Here is an 18,226-nt window from a genome sequence, read left to right as displayed (position 1 = left end):
AGGATTCTCCCGTGTACGCTTTAGAACAGAAAATCTTAAATGAAGGTATCGTTCTATCTGATCAGGTGTTGAAAGTTGACGCTTTCTTAAACCACCAAATCGATCCTGTGTTAATGCAGCTGATTGGTAAAGAGTTTGCCGCTCGCTTTAAAGATGCAGGTATTACTAAAATTATTACCATCGAAGCTTCAGGTATTGCACCTGCAATCATGGCAGGTTTAGAACTTGGCGTTCCTGTTATTTTCGCCCGTAAATACCAGTCATTAACACTCAAAGACGACCTTTACCGTTCTAAAGTGTTCTCGTTTACCAAACAAACTGAAAGCACCATTGCGATTTCAAACAAGCACATCAGCTCAAGCGACAAAGCACTTGTAATTGATGACTTCCTTGCCAATGGTCAGGCTGCTTTAGGTCTCATCGACTTGATCCACCAAGCAAATGCTGAAGTAGTTGGTGTTGGTATCGTGATTGAAAAATCATTCCAGCCGGGTCGTGACGTGTTGCTTGAAAAAGGCTACCGCGTTGAGTCCTTAGCTCGTGTTAAATCTTTAGAAGATGGCAAAGTGACTTTTGTGACTGAATAAGATTCAAAACCGAGAAAAAAGCGGATGACAATTCATCCGCTTTTTTATTTAGCAACAAACCCGTTCATCCAGCACCTTAGACATGCTCTATAACAGCAGCGTCCTGCCCTTTTCAAGCCTCATCCAGTACTGCTTAAAACAAAAAATTAATGATTTGGATATCTCATCAGCCATAAGCCCACAGCCTTCTTTTTATAATTCATTCCTTGCTTATAAAAGAAAACACTTACTCCCAGAACGCCAAAAGCGAGATAGACCAGAGTGTCCCCAGCCCAAATCCCGGTAATCAACAGAATTGCAGCCAGCACCAAGATCCCTATTGCATTGAATACATAATTTGACCCCTTATTATCAATTTCACTATATTTTAAGAGAAATTCTTGCTCGGACATGCTTTTGATTTCTTGTTCACTCAACATCAGCATAAGCTCCTCTTATGTTCTTTAACGGCTAACAATCTTATCCATTTATAATAGAAGCAAGAATAGACGCCAATAATAAAATACAGACAGGACTTCCAGTAAAAAAAATATGCAAATGGCAAAGCAACTCGCATCGGCCGGGTCTCGTCGTGTCAAAATAGAACCATTATTTATGACCTAAATCTGATAAGATTAGCCCGAGCAAAATTTGCGATAGGAATGACGATGCGTACATATTTAGACCTTTTACAACATATCCTCGACAATGGCGGCGACAAAGGTGACCGTACAGGAACAGGAACACGTTCAGTATTCGGTCATCAGATGCGCTTTGATCTTTCACAAGGTTTTCCATTACTGACCACTAAAAAAGTACATTTCCGTTCTATCGTGATTGAGCTGCTCTGGTTTCTCAAAGGCGATACCAACGTTCAATACCTAAAAGACAACAAAGTCACGATCTGGGATGAATGGGCAACGGCTGAGCAAACGGCGCGCTTTGGCCGTCCAGAAGGCGAGCTTGGCCCTGTTTATGGTCACCAATGGCGTAACTTTGGCGCAACCCAAAATGCAGATGGCAGCTATCAGCAAGATGGTTTTGACCAGATCAAATGGCTGGTGAATGAAATCAAGACCAATCCGAACTCACGTCGTTTGATCGTGTCTGGCTGGAATCCGAATGAAGCAGGTAAAGTTGCTTTGCCCCCTTGTCATACCCTGTTCCAGTTTTTTGTCCAAGATAACAAATTATCCTGCCAGCTGTACCAACGCAGTGCCGATGTATTCTTAGGCGTACCCTTTAATATTGCCAGCTATGCCCTACTGACCCATATGATTGCGCAAGTGTGCGGTTTAGGGGTGGGTGATTTTGTCTGGACAGGTGGTGACACACATTTATATGCCAACCATTTTGAGCAGGCTCAATTACAGCTTTCTCGTGAACCATTGCCACTCTGTGAATTAAAGTTAAATCCGGAAATTACCGATATTTTTGATTTTAAATTTGAAGATATTGAAATTGTTGGCTATGAGTCACATCCAGCAATTAAAGCACCCGTCGCAGTTTAAAAGATTAGAGAGAATATAAAATGGCATGGCAAGGCACTGAAGTTGTTCACGTAGTTGCGATGGATAAAAATCGCTGTATCGGCAAAGGCAATGCTTTGCCGTGGCATATCTCGGCTGATCTCAAGCACTTCAAGGCCATCACGCAAGGTGGTGTGGTGATCATGGGTCGCAAAACCCTTGAATCTATGGGCCGTGCCCTTCCTAACCGTGTTAACTGGGTGATTACCCGTGATCCGTCTTGGCAGTTCGAAGGGGTTAAAATCGCACACAGCATCGAAGAGGCATTGAACGGTGCACTTACAGATGCACAACACGCTGAAAAAGCGTCTTTATTTATTATTGGGGGTGGAGAGATTTTTACTCAAACCCTTAATATTGCTGATCGCCTAGAGTTAACCCATGTAGACCTTGATGTTCAAGGCGATGCACATTATCCAGAAATCTCTGAGGATTTTCATAAAGTAAACTCAGAACAACATCGCGATGAGAAGTCTGGTGTCGCTTTCGAGTTTGCGACCTACCAAAAATAATAATGGATCGCAGTTGCCATGCATAACATAGGATCACGTGAGTTTTTTATTGCGTTAGGGATCGGACTTTTACACGGTCTCTTCACCTTATTCGTGGTTCTTTCGAGTATCTGGCTTTGCCTTGCGCTCTGGATTCAGCAACCGCTCGGTACCTTCTTTAGCCGCATCACAATTGTACTCTGGAGCCTGTTTGCACTGAGCCTGCTGGGTGTATATTTCAGCGGTCATCTCATCAGCCGCCGTACGGATATCATTATTTATTGTGTTGCCTTTGCCTGTTCCTTGATCTGGTATTTTTCTATCGAAGCCAGACAAGACCGTGACTGGAATCCAGAAGTTGCCGAACAGCTCAGCTATAGCAAACAAAGCGATCTGGTTACCTTACACAAGGTCCGTAACTTTGACTGGCATGCGGACGGGACGTATGACATTCGCTGGGAAGACCGAAGCATTGATCTAAACAAAATTACTGGCATCAATGTCATCACTTCTTACTGGATGGGTCCGCAGATTGCCCATACACTGGTCAGCTTTGATTTTGCCGATCAAAAGCCTCTGGTATTTTCAATTGAGATCCGCAAAGAGAAAGGCGAAGATTTTTCTGCCATTGGCGGTTTTTTCCGTAAATACGAGCTCAGCCTAGTCGCTTCAGACGAAAAAGATATTGTGTATACACGCAGTAATATTCGTCATGAGCAGGTTTATTTATTTCCTGTCAAAATGCCCCCAGCAGAGCGTAAAGCGCTGTTTATTGAATATCTGAAGCAGGCCGATGAACTACGCGAAGAAGCAAAATGGTACAACACCCTAACCAGTAACTGCACGACCTTAGTTTTTGATATGGTCCAGGCCATTAATCCGCATCAGTTGCCAAAAGATTATCGCTTACTGGCCTCAGGGTATTTGCCCAACTATCTTTACGACCTGAAAGCACTCAACCAGAATTACAGTATCAATGAATGGTATCGTCTGGCACATATCAACTCTCGTGCTGAACAATACGACCAGCAACCTAATCGCAGCAGTGAATATTTTTCAGATGTGATTCGCGCAGGTCTACCGAAAGTTGAGTGACTTTTCCACTAATTTCATTAAAAGTATCTTAATGTTTACAAAAGGATACTAAATATCCCGCGCTACTCCATGTTGTTTTCTTTTAATAGACACTTATAGAAACACAATGATTTGGATTTAAAATCTTATGTTAAAGCCCTTTTTAACAACATGTACTTTGGCAATTGCCGTAACAATGACGGGTTGTGCAGCCACAGAATCTCTCCAAACCTCACCAAACGCTTCTCAAAAAGAAAGCATCGGTCTTTATAACCGTAACTGGATCGCCACCCATATCAATGGCGTGGAGATTAAAAGCAATGATCTTTCTGGCAAACGTCCAGCTATTCAGTTCGATGCTAAAGGCAAACGTTTCTTTGGTGCAGATGGCTGTAACCAGATTCAGGGGACTTTTGAAAGCCAAGGTTCAATCTTACGCCTAGGCCCAATTGCTTCAACCATGATGGCATGTATCGGCAAGGACAACAGTGCGCTTTCTCGCCAATATGCAAATGCTTTGGCAAGTACCACCAACTATGAACTGAAAGGCCATGAGCTTAAATTCATGGATGCATCAGGTAAGGTACTGGTGAGCTTCGTAACAGTCATCCAGCCGCTTCCTTAACGCGATTACTATAAAAAGTAAAAGCTCGTTTCCAACACGGGCTTTTACTTTTTGGGCACTTCGTTTAAGTTAGTAGCATTCTTAAAATTAAAAATCGGGGAGTTTTATGCAACAGGCAATGTTAGGTGGTGGATGCTTTTGGTGTGTAGAAGCTGTATTTCTACAACTGAAAGGTGTTGAAAAAGTGGTGAGTGGCTATGCCGGCGGCATTACCCAAAACCCAAGCTACGAGCAGGTCTGTCAAGGCAATACACAACATGCCGAAGTCATCCTGATTGATTTTGATGAGCAGCAGATCAGCTATACCCAATTGTTGAATGTCTTCTTTACCACCCATGATCCAACCACATTAAACCGTCAGGGTAATGATATTGGCACCCAATATCGCTCTGTCATTTATTACTTCGATGATGAGCAAAAGCAGCAAGCCGAGCACGTCATTCAAGGATTGGAAGATGAAGGGCTGAATATTGTGACTGAACTCAGTCCGGTACCGACGTTCTACCCTGCTGAGGAATATCATCAGAACTTCTTTGCCCGTAACCCGTCACAAGGTTACTGCAACTTTAGTATTCCACCTAAGCTGTCCAAACTCCGCGCCAAGTATCTTGACCTGCTCAAAGATGAATAGACGTAAAAAAAGCAACTCACCGAGTTGCTTTTTTTATTGCGATCACACTTTAGTTTTCACTTACAAACGCAATATCACTTAAGCCTGCTTCACTGGCACGCGACATGACCTGTGCAACCGTATCATATTTTGATTCTTTATCTGCACGTAATTGCACCGTCGGTTTGGTCGCAGCCTGACCCGCTTCCTGGAAACGTTTCTCTAGCTCATCCAGGCTAATGATTTGTGCATCCCAAGCCACTTCACCTTTGTCATTAATACTGATGGTGATTGCTTTCGGTGGCGGATCAACAATTTCAGCCGTTGTTTTTGGTAAACTTAATGGAATTGATGGGTTAGCAACCGTTGCTGTGACTAAAAAGATAATCATCAATACCAACATAATGTCGATCAGAGGAATGAGATTCATCTCATTCATGCCACTGTCGTGGTCTTCACCCAATTGAAAGCCCATTTTAAGCTTGACCTCCAACTAAACTTTGTTGAGTCGCTTTAGTTTCTGTTTTTGCCGCTGTTTCTTGCTGCAACATGGTATCGATTAACAGACTATGCGCCTGATCTTGTAAATCATGTGCCAAACCACGGTTGAAACGCACACAAATGTTATAAGCCATTACTGCAGGTATCGCCACTGCAAGACCAAGACCGGTCATGATCAAGGCTTCACCGACTGGTGTTGCCACCTGAGCCAATCCAGCCTGTCCGCTTTTACCCACGGCAACAAGCGCATGGAAAATCCCCCACACTGTACCGAATAAACCCACAAACGGTGCCAATGAAGCGATTGTTCCAAGTACGGATACGCCTTTTTCTGCTTGAGATTTCTCAGCAGAGATCTGGCGAAGCAATGCTTGTTCAGCGACAGCTTTACGCTGTTCAAACGATAAAGGCTGTAACTTTGATTTTAGCGCAGCCAAAGCCTGCACCAGTTGGTTATAAGCCTGTTGTTTTAACTGGCGTGTTCCTAAAATGCGCAGAATGAAAATAGTCCACGTTGCAATCGACATTGCTAATAGGATGAAATACAGTGTCTTACTTACTGCATCTGCATGTTGCCAATAAACTGAAAAGTTCATATACGAACTCCTGATTTAATCTGTCGCAAGGACTCAAATTTCATTAAGGACTAAGATCAAACGGCTGCTCTGCTCGAATTGGATAAGCAACACCATTTTCCATATACGGTTTAAATTTCGCATTTTTTACAGCACGTAAAACTTTTTCATCGAGATTCGGTAGACCACTACTACGGGTAATCCGTGCATTGGTAATTTTACCTTTCTCATCAGCTTCGATCATAACCATCACTGAACGTGTCTGATTATCCAGATCTTTCGCTGTTACAGATAATTTGGGTGAACGGCTCCACTGTACACCAGCACCGCCAATTGAAACGCGTTTTGGAGATGGATCCGCGGCTGGTTGAGGTTTTACCACTTCTTGTACGGGCTGTGGTTTTTCTACAACTTTTTCCGTCACTTTCGTCGTGACCACAGTCGTTTCAACTTTAGGCTCAACCTTTGGTTCAGTTTTTTGCAGCACCGGTTTTGGCGCTTCTTTTACCTGTTGAACCTTTTCAATTTTTTTCGGTGGAGGCGCCATTGGTTTTTCAACCACTTTGACCTCTTTTACTTCTTTTTTAGGTTCAGGTTTCGGCTTTTCTTTTGGTTTAGGCGGCTCAGGCTTTGGTGGTTCCTTGATTTTAACGAACTTCACCTTAAGCGGCTCTTTCTCGACAGGCTTTAGCTCCATCGTTTTCATGTGGCTAACCGCCCACAGAACTCCTACATGTCCAATCACAACCGCAACTAAGGCAGTGATGATTTTCTTTTTCATCGGGTGTGGCGTGTTGAATGTAGCAGGAGATTGACTCATAAGAATCTAAGTACCTATATAGACGGTGAAGCTTTCAAAAAAGCGATTTCACTCATCGGATAGAACAATGAAAGTGCCGTAATAATAAATGAGAAGTGTTTTCATTTGCAACCATTTTTTCTTGTATATTTGCTAAGCTTTGAAAAATAGGCATAAAAAAACATGCCTGACAGCATGTTCTTTTTATACAACGGAACAATAGCGTTTCTTAGAACACTACAGTCTTGTTGCCATCTACAATAATACGGTCTTCTAAATGCCACTTCACCGCACGAGCCAAGACATTACGCTCAACATCTTCACCCAATTCACGCAGCTGTTCAACATTATAGTCATGGCTCACACGTTCAACGTCCTGCTCAATAATCGGACCTTGATCGAGGTCAGCCGTCACGTAGTGTGCTGTTGCACCAATCAATTTTACGCCTTTCTCATAGGCTTGCTTATACGGATTTGCACCTACGAAAGCCGGCAGGAATGAATGGTGAATATTGATAATCTTCATTTCCCATTTCGCAACAAAGTCTTCGCTGAGAATCTGCATGTAACGCGCCAACACCAATAAATCGTTGCCTTGCATCATTTCATCAATCTGAGCATAAGCTTCAGCTTTATTGTCTTTATTCACTGGGACGACATGGAAAGGAATACCAAAGTTTTCAACAGCTTCTCGCAAATCTGGATGGTTTGAGATCACCTGGGTAATTTCACATGGTAATGAACCACGTGCATGACGCCATAACAGCTCTAATAAAGCATGGTCAACTTTCGAAACCAGAATACCGACTTTTTTCAACTCGCCAACGAAATTCAATTTCCATTGCATTTCATAACGTTCAGCCACATTTGCAGCAAAAGTCTGCATGAGTGCTTCTTTACGCGATGGTAAATTATCAAGTTCAAACTCAACACGCATGAAGTAACGCCCGCCCTGAGCTTCTGTTGCGTACTGATCAAGTGCGGTAATGTTTGCTCCCTGATGATACAAAAAGCTCGATACGGCTTGCACGATCCCCGGCTTGTCTTCACAAGTAATCAGTAATCGTGCTGTGTGGGCTGTAGTCGTGTTCATTTGGTTAATATCACTTATTCGAATCAAATTAAAATCAAGCCGGGCATTCTAACCCTTTTTTGCCCCTGACTAAATAGCTAAGGCTCACTCGTCGTCATTTTTAAGATTAGATAAGCTGGCAAACAGGTCGGATGGACCCAATGATTTCAATAATTGTTCATAAGTCTGGCGGCTTTCCCCCATCAAATACGGACCTTCCAGAAACACCATCTGACGCAAAGCCTGCCACACCCATTTTTCTTCAAGACGATTGTTATCACTGATATGACCGGACATATACAGGAAGTTAGTCCAGTTGGTCAGCACGATCCACAGGTTAATAATCAAGGCTTCGATTTCCGAATCGGTCATCTTCATCAGGCCGGCATCCACGAAAGCGCGATAGATCTTTTGGCCCTGCTGCATCACCTGCCCTGCAAAACGCGGGTAGATTTTTCTAAAGTCCTCATTATTTTCCACCAGATGATACACATCGCGGTGAATAAAACGATAGGCCCACAACTGATTGCTGAGCACCTGAAAATAGCTGATCTTGTCATTGGCATTCAATGGGCGATCAGTCGGCAAAGCCAGCATTTCCAAGGTTTCAGCCTGATACTGCTGCGCCAGTTCCTTGATAATTTCCTGTTTATTGCGGAAATGATAATACAGGTTACCGGGGCTAATCCCCAGTTCAGCCGCAATGTGATTGGTGGTGACCGAACGCTCTCCACGCTCATTAAACAACTGCAAACTGATTTGCAAAATTCGATCTTTTGTTTTGTTCGGTTTAGCGTGCGACATTAAGTTTAACCATCTATAACATTATCAATAGGTTATAAAACAAACCTATAAAGCGACTTGACACTTTAGAGTATTTACTCTAAAAATTAAAAAATAATAAGCTTTCTTTTGGTCCACTCCTATGAACAGTCAAACAAAAACAACCGCTATGACACCTCATGTTGATGTGCAACGGCTACATGATTTGCTTGAGCAGCAAAAAGCAGCTTACCAACGTCATCCTGTGCCAAGCGCCAAAGAACGTCTTGATCGCTTAGCCCGACTTAAAAATATCCTGGTAAAATATCAAGATCAATTTGCTAACGCAATTAATCAGGATTATGGCAACCGCGCCATTATGGAAACCAAAATTGGCGAAGTCCTGACTTGTCTGGAACATATCAAATATTACAGCAAGAACCTAACAGAATGGATGAAACCATCCAAACGCCATATCAGCATGTTACACCAACCAGCGAAAGGCTGGGTAGAATATCAGCCTTTAGGTGTCATCGGCATTATTGCGCCATGGAACTACCCGCTACTCCTCTCAATTGGTCCATTGATCTGCGCCTTGGCAGCGGGTAACCATGCCATGATCAAAATCTCAAGTGCATCTTCACACTTTGGTTATGTACTGGAAAATGCCCTTTCAGAAGCATTTCCGCAGGAGTTGGTGGCTGTTGTAAATGGTGGCGGGGTTATTTCAGATGCATTCAGCCATCTGGCTTTTGACAAAATGATTTTCACCGGCTCAACCACTGTAGGGAAAACCGTGATGGCAGCGGCAGCGGAAAACCTGGTGCCCGTGATTTTAGAGCTAGGTGGCAAATCTCCTGCGCTGGTACATTCAGCCATGAATATTCGTGATGTGGCACAGCGGATTGCGGTCGGTAAACTCTGGAATGCGGGCCAAACCTGTGTTGCACCCGATTATATGTTCCTGCCTAAGGGCAAAACTGCCGAATTCACCAAGCACTACAATGATTTTGTGACCACCATGTATCCAAGCTTGCGTGATAATAATGACTATACTTCTATTATTAATGATAAGCAGTACAACCGCCTGCAAGGTTATCTGGAAGATGCACGTGACCAAGGGGCCAATATTGTTGAGCTCAATGCCAAGAATGAGTCTCTGACCGAGGTTCGTAAAATTGCGCCTACCCTATTAACCGGTGTGACCACTGAAATGGAGATTATGAAGAACGAGATCTTTGGTCCAATTCTTCCTATTCTGGAATACGAGCATATCGATGAAGCCCTACAGTTCATTAATAGTCGCCCTCGCCCACTGGCTTTCTATTACTTCGATACAGATAGTGCACGTGCCGATTATGTGGCAGGTCGCACGCATTCAGGCCACTTTGGTATTAACCAGACCCTGACCCACGTGGCTCAAGATGACTTGCCATTTGGCGGCATTGGCGCATCTGGCATGGGCAAATATCATGGCAAGGAAGGTTTCTTTAGCTTCTCACATGAACGCTCAATGATGTCGAATCCGGTCAGCCCTAAACTTTACAGTTTAAAATTCATTCTGCCACCGTATAATAAAGCGACACACAAACTGCTTTTAAAAACACTATTTCGTTAAGCTGGTTAAGGCATGATCTATCACACCAGATCATGTCTTGTTTTTACCAAATTCGCTTGTCTTTTAATCGTATTTTTGGTATAAAACGCCCCTTGAATGATTTCATCCGTTTACTTGAATGGCTAGTTGCACGAAATTGTGCTGTATAAACTAGCAATGGAGTTCACCATGTCTAAGGTTTGCCAAGTTACCGGCAAGCGTCCTATCGTTGGTAACAACGTGTCGCACGCAAACAACAAAACCAAACGCCGGTTCGAGCCGAACCTGCACCACCACCGTTTTTGGTTAGAAAGCGAAAAGCGTTTTGTACGTCTTCGTTTAACCACTAAAGGTATGCGTATTATTGATAAATTGGGTATCGAGAAAGTTGTTGCTGATCTCCGTGCTCAAGGTCAAAAGATCTAAGGAGTCTGAACAATGCGTGATAAGATTCGCCTCGTTTCTACAGCTGGTACAGGTTATTTCTATACCACTACTAAGAACAAACGTACTATGCCGGAAAAAATGGAAATCAAAAAATTTGATCCAAAAATCCGTCAACACGTCATTTTCAAAGAAGCTAAAATTAAATAATTTTAGTTCTTTAAAAAAACGGCTTCTTTTGAAGTCGTTTTTTTTGCCTGAAAAAAGCGGTATAAATAGAAAAAGAAAGGATTAAAACACTTACATAATTTTTTTTGATAATTAAGAAAATTATCATCAACAAATCCGATTTTAGTTGTTACAATTTATTCGCTGTTTTCTTGGCATGTTTTATGCTCGTTTATTTCTACCTTAACCGCAACGATTAAGGAGCTCCGATGCCACATGATGTTGATTTAATTATATTACTTGCTGTTGGTTTTGGTATGGCCCTTATTTTTGGCTATATCGCAGCACGTCTACGCCTCCCCCCTTTAATCGGTTATCTCGTTGCCGGCATTATCATTAGTCCAAATACGCCCGGTGTCGTGGGTGATATTCAGCTCGCCAATCAGCTGGCCGAACTCGGGGTGATGTTTTTAATGTTCGGTGTGGGGATGCATTTCTCCCTCAAAGATTTATTACAAGTCCGACGTATTGCTTTACCGGGTGCGATTTTACAAATCGCCGTGGCGACCTTACTCGGCGTTGCGGTGTCCATGTATTGGGGCTGGAGCTTCGGTTCAGCATTGATCTTCGGTTTAAGCCTATCCTGTGCCAGTACCGTGGTCTTACTCAAGGCGCTAGGAGATCGTGGCCTGCTCGATTCGGTGAATGGAAAAATTGCCGTCGGCTGGCTTCTGGTTGAAGACCTTGTCATGGTACTCGCGCTGGTACTTCTGCCTGCAACGGCGGTATTGCTTGGTGGACAGGCACTTCCAGGTACCGATACTTCACAAAGCATCTGGATCACGATCGGGGTCACCTTGCTTAAAGTGACGGGCTTTATTGCCTTCATGCTGATTATTGGCAAACGTCTTGTGCCGATGATCATGCAATTTGTGGCACGTCTGGGTTCCCGTGAATTATTTACACTCACCGTGGTTGCAGCTGCAGTATCCATTGCTTATGGTTCATATGCGGTATTTGGCGTATCCATGGCACTGGGGGCATTCTTTGCCGGGATGGTGGTTAAAGAATCGGACTTTAGTCATCGTGCCGAAGAAGAAACCCTGCCCCTACGTGAAATCTTCTCGATTTTATTCTTCGTTTCCGTCGGTATGTTATTCGATCCAAGTATCTTGGTCGAAGCTCCATTAAAGATTTTAGCGGTAGTTGCCATCATTATGGTGGGTAAAACCTTGGCTGCAATGGCTTTGGTGCTGTTCTTCCGCTACCCGATTAATACGGCTTTAACGGTAGGTGCAAGTCTGGCCCAGATTGGGGAATTCTCTTTCATTCTGGCAACACTGGGCTTATCACTCGGTTTACTGACACCGGATGCACAAAACCTGATTCTTGCAGGCGCATTATTCTCAATTACGCTGAACTCATTTGTGTTCTCTGCGATCGAGCCAGTCCAACGCTGGATTCGTGAGCGCTCGCATTTGGCACGTTTACTGGAACGTAGTGGTGACCCACTGGCAATGCTTCCAGATGAGGTAGATCAGGCTTACCTGCGCGATCAGGTGGTGATTATCGGCTATGGGGGGGTGGGTCGTCGTATCAGTGAAAACCTGATGCAGCAAAACATCAAAGTGGTGATTGCTGAAGAAAACCGGGAAATCGTTGAAAAGCTACGTGCCCAAGGGAGAGCAGCGGTCAGCGGTGAAGCCACCGAACCGAATGTCTTGATTCAGGCACATATTCAGCATGCGCGCCTGTTGGTCATTTCACCGATGGACATTCTGGATATTCATCGTATCGTGGATATTTCCAAACAGCTTAATCCTGAAATTCAGGTCCTGATCTGTGCAGAAAGCAAAGAAGAAGCGGTGATTATCCGTGAGGAAAATATTGGGGAAGTGTTCTATGCCAAAGAGGAAATGGCCAAGAATATGAGCCATCATATCCTCAATCAGATTGAACTCGCCCATCAGACCGAAGCCCATTAACAAACTGCTTTAAACGAAAAAGCGTACCTTGAGTACGCTTTTTTATTTTTCAGGATTAGCTGAAATGGGTAGGTTGCTCGTCCAACACCTCGGCTTGCCACTGATTCATCTGCTTTTCCAGCAATCCAAATAACGCTGCCTGAATCATGTGTTGTGCGACGGTTGGGGTCTGGTCTCCGAGAATGGCTTTCACCTCATCACTAAACTGGATTTTGACCAAAGGCTCATTTTCAGAACCCGCATTGCGCAAAGCAAGCTCGCCACCTTCGAGTTGAACCAATTCAAGAATTGCTTCCTGATTACCAAATAATTCTTTTAACTGTTGCATTGACATAAATTTTCTCCATGTTTCAACATGGTGGCAAAGTATTTGGCACTTTGCGCTCTCACGTCTTATTTATATAAGTGCTGATGGCCTGGATTTCAAGTCGTCTTAAAGTTTCGACTTAGAACTCCACCATTTCATTACGAAAACCATCAATTAAGTGACTTAATTCACGATGCCATTCACGTAAGATTTTGGCATCAGGCAACCACGCCTGCGGACTTTGCGTCACCTTGATAATCAGATTAGAAGAGGTTTCATTTTCAGGTTCTGGTGCGGATGGCTCAGGCGCATACTGACACATCCGATAGGCACGCTTTAATTCCGCAATAAAACCATCTTTTGCCAGTTGTTGTAACACCTGAATCTCTGGAGAGACCTGTCCTTTATCTGCCATATGTTCTTCAATTGACTTAAAGGTCGGCTGTAAATCATTCAGGCGATAATAACGAACCAGTTCCTGCAAAAAAGCCAATATCGCTCCGTGTAAATGAAAAACTGCTGCTTCGCGATAGGCTTGTACTTGTTGAATATGTTCTGTTTGCTCAGCTTGTTGGCATGCGAGACGAGCGAAATACAGTTTCTGATTAGTACGATCTGCATGATAACGAGCAACACGGGACATAATATTTTTCCTTAAAAACCCTTTCTCTTGGATAGCTTTAGATTAAATGCTTTAATGATAAAATCAATATCTTTTGAGCCTGACCATGCGTCATATTCAACAAGCCATCCTGAGCTTAATATGCTGTATGGCGATTTCAATGAGTTATAGCTGTGAACCAGCGGGCCTGGATTGGGAAAAACTGTATGCAGATTATGATATCAATCACGACCAAATGATTGATCTCAATGAATGGACAAAACTGATTCAGCTTAAAGATCAGCCCGTTTCCTGGCAGAAACAGTTTTTCTCAATGGATAATAAACGGATAAAAATTTTTAAATCCCTCGACCAGAACCACAACGGTCTGATTGACCAGCAAGAAATCGTCAACATTTACCACTACTTCGTGAATCCCTGCCAAAATTACTAACAGTTCCGGAACGTCAGATTTTTAAGAGGCAGGATTTGAGGTTGCCATGAGCGAACTTCCAAGGTTTTCTGGCCTTGCACAATTCGCCCGGCATTTGGAGCAACAATCGATAAAGCCGTATATTGCCCTAACATTTAAAATTAAGCTTTATCTTCCGCAATTTTCACACGGATGCCGTAGCCTTTTACTTTCAGGGTATTTAATCCTTTTACGGCTTTAATCGCTTCACGCGGATTCGGCATTTCAACAAAGCCAAAGCCTTTGGATTTTCCTGTTTCAGCATCTTTAACCACCACACAAGACTCGACTTTGCCATAGGCTTTAAATAAGTCGAGCACTTCTGCATCGGTCACGCTACGATCTAAATTACGAACTAAAATTTTCATGCTAAAACCTAAAACATGATTCACCCTCAAATCGGCGAATCAAAATAAATTGAATCTGGGTAGTTTAATCCAAATCGATCCCAAAACCTAAATTGATTGCAGTCGAACGCGCTCGACTGGCTTGCCCATAAGTACGCGGAATATCACGGTGAATCTGGGTATCGACTAAATGTTGAGGTAAATCATTCAGAAAATAACTTTCTATTTTGCGCCCAAGCTCATCATATTGATCATGGGCCCATAGATTTAAATTCTGTTTCGTCAAAATGAGTTCATTCTCGGCACGCGTCAAAGCCACATACAGCACACGGCGCTCTTCTTCCACATCGTCAAAATCGCCCTGTGCCCGTGCATGCGGATACTGTGTTGGCGAAACATGGGGTACATAACAGACTTTCTGCTCGGCACCTTTAGCCGAATGAATGGTAATCAATGTTACCAAGTCCTGATCTGGGGTTTTATCAATTTCCGAGACCGAGATTGGATCGAGTACATATTCCTCCAGAAACTCCCCAAGCGAACTGTGCTTACGTGCCAGTTGCTTGACCAGATCAAAATCTTTGATGCGGCGGGTCCAGTCTTTGGTTTTATAGTTATTTTCCAGTTGTTCATTCAAGGCATCCAGCGCCAGTCCAATACAGGCTTCGACATGTTGCTGCAACACATCCAGCTGCATCAGGATCAGAATGGCCTGTTGCGGTACTTTGCCATGACGCTCTAAACGCTGACAGCGCGCCTCAATATCAGGTAGTTGAATCAGTTCCTGAGCCAGCTTGCTGGCACCGACATCACCCACACCATCCCAGAGCGTCAGAAAACGCATCCATGCCAGATCGTCCTGCGGATTGACGCTGACACGGAGCAGACTCAGCACATCTTTAACATGCGCCGATTCCAGCAATTTCACCCCACCAATAAAACGATAGGGAATATTGGCGGCAATCAAGGCCCCTTCCAGATAACGTCCACTAAAACCTGAACGTAACAGCACCATATGCTCCGCCCATGCCGCACCCTGCATATGCCGACGATTTAAATCCTGAATAATCCAGTTCGCTTCTTCAAACTCATTGCTCAGGATATGCAACTGAGGCTTTAAACCTTTACCACGATAGGCTTGCAGATGCTTGCCATACTCAATCGGACTTTGCGCCAGCAACCAGTTGGATAAATCCAGAATCCCCTGGGTGGAACGATAATTCATTTCCAGCGTCAGCACTTGTGCATCAGGGACACGTTCTTTGAAATGGTGGATATTTTCAAAATCCGCCCCACGAAAGCCATAAATCGATTGTGCATCATCGCCGACACAAAACAGTTTGACCTTGCCAACCAAGGGTTGCAGCAACGCCCATTGCAATGGATTGGTGTCCTGCATTTCATCGACCAGTAGCGCTGAACAAAAGCCTGTAACCCATTGCACCAGCTCAGGTGAGCTTTGCAAATGCACCGCCACAATCGACAAGATGTCATCATAATCAAGAAAATTGCGCTCTTGCTTACGTTGTTCATAGGCTTGCATCAATTCCGCAATTTGCGCCTTGTACTCAACCGCTTGCGGCAACTGCTCTAATAAGGCATCTGAAAGTTTGGTCTTGGTATTACGGGCATAAGAATAGAGATCACATAACTCAGCCGCTTTTGGCAATACATTGCCCTTATCTTTTCCGCGTAGTAAACGGAACATCAGCAATTGATCATCACGATCAATAATGCTGAACTGGGTCAGTCCAAAAGCGCGCGGATTACGACGCAGCAAGTACATGCAAAAGGTGTGAAAGGTGGATGCACGCAAACCTTTGGCCTGTGCCCCCATATGCTGCTCGACACGGGTGACAATTTCACTTGCTGCCCGACGGGTAAAGGTCAGAATCTGGATCTGCTGTGCAGGCAAGCCCTGATCAATTAAATATGCCGATCTCGCCACAATTGTTTTGGTTTTACCACATCCCGCTCCTGCCAGAACCAGACAATTTTGTGCAGTCGTGGTGGCAGCCTGTTTCTGTTGTGGATTTAGTTCATCAATTAGCTTGGCAAGCGTCATACAATCGGTCAATTAAAAACGAACCGATATTTTAACAGACTAAAGCCATGCAAATGTTTCTTGCTACAAAACAAAAAGAGCATGCCATAGGCATGCCCAAAAACTTTAGAAAATGAATTAAACGGTGGTTGAGCTATGTGGTAACTGTTTAATCGCTCCTGCAAAAGTCAGATAGTTAATGCCTTGGAATAAAATATCAATCGCGAGGAACATCCCTAACACCCAGAATGGAGAATCAGGCGATGAAAGGATCAGAATCCCGGTGAGTAAAGTTAATATGCCTGAAAACAGCACCCAGCCCCAACCAGCAACAGGTCTCAGGATAAATGCATTCACCGTGCGAATAATCCCCGCAATAATCAGGGCAATTGCCAGAAAACTGGTGAGCACCACGGCAGTAATTACCGGTGTGGTAAAAGCAAAATAACCCGCTATCAAGTACAGCACACCGAATAAGGCCCACAACCAGCGCGTGCCACCTTTAAAGGCGGTAAATGCAGCAATAAAATGTAATATACCGCCCAGCATCATCAAGACGCCAAATAAAAGTACGGCAGACAAGGTGGCGAATGGTAGCGCAGCTAAAAGAACCAAGCCAAAAACAACCAATAACACGCCTAATAGCAGATACCATTTACGATCAGCATGGAGCTGATTGCGAATCAGGTCGTTACCCACTGTTTTCATCATTATTTACTCTTTTATGATCAATGTTATATGGCTATATTGAGCCTATTTGATACCAGATTCTGTATAAGGCATGTTGAAAATTAATGACGGAATGTCAGAAAACTTGTGTTTTATATGATGTTTTTGATGCTTGTATTTTAAGTTATGGATAAGTCCAGACTTATCCACAATTTACTTGACCCAACCCACTTCCCTAGCCGTTAAAATGCTGATCACCGTTTCATTCAGACCATTGGGCATTTTACTTTTGTTTTCCGAGAGAGGAATACGGCCGCCCATAATTTCTGCTTCCGTTTGTGGATAGAGCGGCTGTTGATCTGCTTGGGCATAGCCAATCGGGAAAATCGGTTCGCCATTACTCAAATTATATTTATCTGTCGCGCCAAACCCGTGTAGTAACTCATGCACCAACACGACATTATTCTGTGCGGCCTGTTTGGATGAGGCAAATAAGTTCACCGAGCCAATCCGTCCACGCTCCAGTGCAGTTGAATGCTTCAGTTCCCGACTCTGCTTCGGGTCATAGTAATTCAGATATAGCGTCAAACTCGGAGAGCCATCCACAGACTGATGCTGTTTCCACGCATAGAATCTAAACTTTAGGCTCCATAAAATATTATTCAAGATACTCGGCTGTTCAGACATCTTTGGGGGTATTTGCTGTAACTCACGTCCAATCTGAACAATGAAATAGCTGCTTTGCCCGCGATACTGCTGGCTATTTTTCTCTAAATATTGTTTTACCTCAGCAAAGTCATCTTGCTGTAATTGTTGAATATAATGCTGTGTAGTCGCTAAACCATCAGCATTAATCGGATGCAATAAAATATGAATCGGTTGATTCCAGTTCTGATTCTGATCACGATAGGCATTTACGGCGACCACCAGCAACACGACCAGCAAGATCGCGACCCGAATATTTTTCCACATAGACTTTCCCCAATAAAAATATCGTTGTTGTTTTTCTTGATGCGATAAAAAATGCTAGCAAGTGCTAGCATTTTTT

23 protein-coding genes and 1 pseudogene are annotated in these 18,226 nt (G+C 43.6%); 11 read left to right on the top strand and 13 right to left on the bottom strand.

Features of this window, described 5'->3' with window-relative positions:
- Nucleotides 1–11 precede the first annotated feature (11 nt).
- Nucleotides 12–587, top strand: coding sequence for a xanthine phosphoribosyltransferase (locus ACNQO6_RS04085; protein WP_343579859.1), 576 nt, complete (start codon nt 12–14; stop codon nt 585–587).
- A 146-nt stretch (nt 588–733) separates the two neighbouring features.
- Here the strand turns inward: ACNQO6_RS04085 and ACNQO6_RS04080 are convergent, their stop codons facing one another.
- On the bottom strand, nt 734–1,006 hold the full coding sequence (locus tag ACNQO6_RS04080; protein WP_440208175.1) for a hypothetical protein: 273 nt from the start codon (nt 1,004–1,006) through the stop codon (nt 734–736).
- A 228-nt stretch (nt 1,007–1,234) separates the two neighbouring features.
- Here ACNQO6_RS04080 and thyA point away from each other — a divergent pair, with 228 nt between their 5' ends.
- From thyA to msrA, 5 genes are all read left to right on the top strand, one after another.
- Nucleotides 1,235–2,077 carry a thymidylate synthase gene (gene thyA, locus ACNQO6_RS04075; RefSeq protein WP_005280599.1) on the top strand — a complete coding sequence of 281 codons (843 nt, stop codon included), beginning with the start codon at nt 1,235–1,237 and terminating at the stop codon, nt 2,075–2,077.
- Between the two features lie 20 nt (nt 2,078–2,097).
- Complete coding sequence (locus tag ACNQO6_RS04070) at nt 2,098–2,607, top strand: dihydrofolate reductase (RefSeq protein WP_343579862.1); 510 nt, start codon at nt 2,098–2,100, stop codon at nt 2,605–2,607.
- An 18-nt stretch (nt 2,608–2,625) separates the two neighbouring features.
- Nucleotides 2,626–3,681 (top strand): Lnb N-terminal periplasmic domain-containing protein, encoded by a 1,056-nt coding sequence (locus tag ACNQO6_RS04065; RefSeq protein ID WP_440208174.1) that lies wholly within the window; start codon nt 2,626–2,628, stop codon nt 3,679–3,681.
- 127 nt (nt 3,682–3,808) lie between these two features.
- Nucleotides 3,809–4,285, top strand: a complete 477-nt coding sequence (locus ACNQO6_RS04060) for an META domain-containing protein (RefSeq protein WP_440208173.1) — start codon at nt 3,809–3,811, stop codon at nt 4,283–4,285.
- 106 nt (nt 4,286–4,391) lie between these two features.
- Nucleotides 4,392–4,916 carry a peptide-methionine (S)-S-oxide reductase MsrA gene (gene msrA, locus ACNQO6_RS04055; protein ID WP_440208172.1) on the top strand — a complete coding sequence of 175 codons (525 nt, stop codon included), beginning with the start codon at nt 4,392–4,394 and terminating at the stop codon, nt 4,914–4,916.
- Nucleotides 4,917–4,965: 49 nt separating this feature from the next.
- On the opposite strand, the gene ACNQO6_RS04050 is transcribed toward msrA, so the two are convergent.
- The 5 genes from ACNQO6_RS04050 to ACNQO6_RS04030 form a co-directional block, all read right to left on the bottom strand.
- Nucleotides 4,966–5,370 (bottom strand): ExbD/TolR family protein, encoded by a 405-nt coding sequence (locus ACNQO6_RS04050; protein ID WP_101237624.1) that lies wholly within the window; start codon nt 5,368–5,370, stop codon nt 4,966–4,968.
- A 1-nt stretch (nt 5,371) separates the two neighbouring features.
- The gene (locus tag ACNQO6_RS04045; RefSeq protein WP_004774288.1) at nt 5,372–5,992 is read right to left on the bottom strand and encodes a MotA/TolQ/ExbB proton channel family protein; all 621 of its coding nucleotides are present in this window, start codon (nt 5,990–5,992) and stop codon (nt 5,372–5,374) included.
- Between the two features lie 43 nt (nt 5,993–6,035).
- Entirely contained in the window at nt 6,036–6,791 is a 756-nt protein-coding gene (locus tag ACNQO6_RS04040) for an energy transducer TonB (protein WP_199974070.1), read from the bottom strand.
- A 208-nt stretch (nt 6,792–6,999) separates the two neighbouring features.
- Nucleotides 7,000–7,863: a formyltetrahydrofolate deformylase gene (purU, locus tag ACNQO6_RS04035; protein WP_343579866.1), complete on the bottom strand. Its 864-nt coding sequence runs from the start codon at nt 7,861–7,863 to the stop codon at nt 7,000–7,002.
- A gap of 84 nt (nt 7,864–7,947) precedes the next feature.
- Nucleotides 7,948–8,646, bottom strand: a complete 699-nt coding sequence (locus ACNQO6_RS04030) for a TetR/AcrR family transcriptional regulator (protein ID WP_004655980.1) — start codon at nt 8,644–8,646, stop codon at nt 7,948–7,950.
- 121 nt (nt 8,647–8,767) lie between these two features.
- Here ACNQO6_RS04030 and ACNQO6_RS04025 point away from each other — a divergent pair, with 121 nt between their 5' ends.
- The 4 genes from ACNQO6_RS04025 to ACNQO6_RS04010 all read left to right on the top strand — a co-directional run bounded on the left by ACNQO6_RS04025 (nt 8,768) and on the right by ACNQO6_RS04010 (nt 12,738).
- Nucleotides 8,768–10,222: a coniferyl aldehyde dehydrogenase gene (locus tag ACNQO6_RS04025; RefSeq protein ID WP_343579867.1), complete on the top strand. Its 1,455-nt coding sequence runs from the start codon at nt 8,768–8,770 to the stop codon at nt 10,220–10,222.
- A 168-nt stretch (nt 10,223–10,390) separates the two neighbouring features.
- On the top strand, nt 10,391–10,627 hold the full coding sequence (rpmB, locus tag ACNQO6_RS04020) for a 50S ribosomal protein L28 (RefSeq protein WP_004649871.1): 237 nt from the start codon (nt 10,391–10,393) through the stop codon (nt 10,625–10,627).
- Between the two features lie 12 nt (nt 10,628–10,639).
- Entirely contained in the window at nt 10,640–10,795 is a 156-nt protein-coding gene (rpmG, locus tag ACNQO6_RS04015; protein ID WP_003654787.1) for a 50S ribosomal protein L33, read from the top strand.
- A 227-nt stretch (nt 10,796–11,022) separates the two neighbouring features.
- Nucleotides 11,023–12,738 carry a cation:proton antiporter gene (locus ACNQO6_RS04010; protein WP_343579868.1) on the top strand — a complete coding sequence of 572 codons (1,716 nt, stop codon included), beginning with the start codon at nt 11,023–11,025 and terminating at the stop codon, nt 12,736–12,738.
- Between the two features lie 55 nt (nt 12,739–12,793).
- On the opposite strand, the gene ACNQO6_RS04005 is transcribed toward ACNQO6_RS04010, so the two are convergent.
- A complete protein-coding gene (locus ACNQO6_RS04005; RefSeq protein ID WP_343579869.1) occupies nt 12,794–13,072 on the bottom strand; it encodes a hypothetical protein in 279 nt (92 codons plus the stop codon).
- Between the two features lie 112 nt (nt 13,073–13,184).
- Nucleotides 13,185–13,688, bottom strand: coding sequence for a DUF6586 family protein (locus tag ACNQO6_RS04000; RefSeq protein ID WP_343579870.1), 504 nt, complete (start codon nt 13,686–13,688; stop codon nt 13,185–13,187).
- Between the two features lie 85 nt (nt 13,689–13,773).
- On the opposite strand from ACNQO6_RS04000, the gene ACNQO6_RS03995 reads away from it, so the two are divergent.
- Nucleotides 13,774–14,100, top strand: coding sequence for an EF-hand domain-containing protein (locus ACNQO6_RS03995; RefSeq protein WP_440208171.1), 327 nt, complete (start codon nt 13,774–13,776; stop codon nt 14,098–14,100).
- A 14-nt stretch (nt 14,101–14,114) separates the two neighbouring features.
- Here the strand turns inward: ACNQO6_RS03995 and ACNQO6_RS03990 are convergent.
- The 5 genes and pseudogenes from ACNQO6_RS03990 to ACNQO6_RS03970 form a co-directional block, all read right to left on the bottom strand.
- A pseudogene (locus ACNQO6_RS03990) lies at nt 14,115–14,234 on the bottom strand (ASCH domain-containing protein); the annotation flags it as partial.
- Nucleotides 14,235–14,240: 6 nt separating this feature from the next.
- Entirely contained in the window at nt 14,241–14,486 is a 246-nt protein-coding gene (locus tag ACNQO6_RS03985) for an RNA recognition motif domain-containing protein (protein WP_440208170.1), read from the bottom strand.
- A gap of 64 nt (nt 14,487–14,550) precedes the next feature.
- Entirely contained in the window at nt 14,551–16,530 is a 1,980-nt protein-coding gene (locus tag ACNQO6_RS03980; protein ID WP_440208169.1) for an ATP-dependent helicase, read from the bottom strand.
- A gap of 117 nt (nt 16,531–16,647) precedes the next feature.
- Nucleotides 16,648–17,220 carry an HdeD family acid-resistance protein gene (locus ACNQO6_RS03975; RefSeq protein ID WP_324621615.1) on the bottom strand — a complete coding sequence of 191 codons (573 nt, stop codon included), beginning with the start codon at nt 17,218–17,220 and terminating at the stop codon, nt 16,648–16,650.
- A 171-nt stretch (nt 17,221–17,391) separates the two neighbouring features.
- Nucleotides 17,392–18,150, bottom strand: coding sequence for a hypothetical protein (locus tag ACNQO6_RS03970; RefSeq protein WP_440208168.1), 759 nt, complete (start codon nt 18,148–18,150; stop codon nt 17,392–17,394).
- Between the last annotated feature and the right edge of the window lie 76 nt (nt 18,151–18,226).

Origin of the sequence: Acinetobacter calcoaceticus (assembly GCF_051947995.1) — a bacterium.
In the GTDB taxonomy this organism is placed as follows: domain Bacteria; phylum Pseudomonadota; class Gammaproteobacteria; order Pseudomonadales; family Moraxellaceae; genus Acinetobacter.
Note: the sequence above shows the minus strand (reverse complement) of the source record. Positions and strands in the feature narration are given on the sequence as shown.